The sequence below is a fragment of the Aeromicrobium sp. PFPM2_SD2 genome (assembly GCF_057364525.1).
On record NZ_JBNFNZ010000466.1, the window covers coordinates 1 to 1887 of the forward strand.

General features: G+C 73.9%; 2 protein-coding genes. Both read left to right on the forward strand.

What is annotated here, in order from left to right; all coding sequences use genetic code 11:
* Positions 1 to 1533 (forward strand): glycosyltransferase family 39 protein (locus tag AC2W7G_RS15145; RefSeq protein WP_485869168.1); only part of this gene is annotated, 1533 nt, incomplete at its 5' end.
* Positions 1530 to 1887: hypothetical protein (locus tag AC2W7G_RS15150; protein ID WP_485869169.1), on the forward strand; the 358-nt coding region annotated here is incomplete at its 3' end. The genes AC2W7G_RS15145 and AC2W7G_RS15150, both read left to right, overlap by 4 nt.

Sequence of the window (1887 nt, forward strand, 5' to 3'; positions counted from 1 at the left end):
AGCCGCCACCGCGAGCCGCGCCGCGGCCTGCGCGGCGCGCTGCGCTCGGGCTGGCCGCTGCTCGTGGCCCTGGTCGTCGGCACCGCGCTGCGGCTCATGGTCACCCGATCGATCTGGCTGGACGAGGCGATCTCCATCCGCCAGGTCCAGCAGCCGCTGGGCGAGATGCTCGTCGACCTGCGCGAGAACGACGTCCACCCGCCCGGGTTCAACCTCGTGCTGTGGGGCGTCGTGCACCTGACCGGCAGCACGTCCGAGCTCGTCGTGCGCCTGCCCAGCCTGCTCGCCGGCGTCGCGCTCATCGCCGTGTTCTGGGCGATGGGCCGCGACCTGTGGGACCGCCGCACCGGCACCGTCGCCGCGCTCGTCATGGCTGTCGCGCCCGTGGCCGTCTGGTACGCCCAGGAAGCGCGCATGTACTCGCTGTGGATGCTGGCCACGACCGTGGCGCTGTGGATGCAGGTGCGCATCCTGCGCGACGCCCGCGAGGGTGGTCGCGGCCGCTGGCGCGACTGGACGGTCTTCGTCCTGGCGAGCACGGCCCTGGTCTACCTGCAGTGGTTCGCGGTCCTGCCCGTCCTGGTGCAGCACGCGATCTTCCTGGGCGCCCTGCTCCGCGCCGACCTGCGCCGGATCGCGCCGCGCTGGATCCTCGCGGGCCTGACGTCGCTGGCGCTGTTCGCGCCGCTGGTGCCGTTCCTGCTCGCCCAGGCGCGCAGCGTCCTGTCGGCCTCGTCCACCACGCCGGGCCAGACCGGCGTCGGCGCCTCGGAGGTCGTCGGCGACAGCCCGGACGTCTACGCCGTGCTCGCCAACACCGTCTGGTCGCTGTGGGGCTACCACGCCGACGACCTCATGGTGCAGGCCAGCGCGCTGTGGCCCGTCGTGCTGCTGCTGTGCCTGGCCGCCCTGGGCCGCGGCCGCTCGATCGCCGTCGTGGTGCTGGCCCTGGCCGCCGTGGTGCCCGTCGTCGTGCTGTTCGGCGTCGGCTTCGAGCGCCGCCAGCTGTTCGAGCTGCGCTACTTCACGACTGCGGTGCCCGTCCTGCTGCTGCTCGTGTCGCGGCTGGTCGCGACCTGGGCCCGCGGGCCGGTGAGCCGCGTCGCGCTGCCCGCCGTCGTCCTGGTCTCGCTCGTGGCCGGGCTGGCCGACCAGCAGGTCAACCAGTCCAACCCGCGCACCTACGACTTCCGCGGCGCCGTCGCCTGGGTCGAGCGCACCGCCGAGCCGGACGACCTGATGCTCTACGCCCCGGCCTTCCTGGAGGACGAGCTGGCCTACTACTCGGCCGGCATCCGGGCCGAGTCCACGGCCAGCCTGGAGCCCGGCACCCCGGGCCTGGGGCTGCCCCGCTCGCTCGACGAGGACGACTCGGTCTTCGTCTTCGCCAGCTTCCTGGACGAGCAGGGCACGTCGGCCCAGGTCGGCCAGACCCTCGCCCAGCTCGAGCAGCAGGGCTGGACCCGCACCGACACGTTCGAGGTGGCCAACGTCACCGTCTGGCAGCTGACCCACGAGGAGGTCGCGCGATGACCGACACCGGAGCCCCGACCGCCGCCACCACGGCCGCGGTCCTCCACCCGCCGAGCCGGCGCCGCGTGCAGCTGCTCGTAGCGCTCGCCCTGACCGCCAGCGCCTGGTACTTCTCCTGGCTGCTCGTGCCCGGCCGCGTCGGCAACCCCTGGCTGTACGGGCTGCTGGTCGTCGCCGAGGTGTTCAACGTCGTCCAGGCCGTCGGGTTCTGGTGGACGCTGCTGCACGACCGGCCGACCCGTCGGCGCGTGCCGCCCGCGCGGTACACGACCGTGGACGTGCTGGTGCCGCGCTACGACGAGCCCGCGTCGGTCGTCGAGCCCGTGGTAGCCGCGGCGTCCGCGCTGCGCGGCG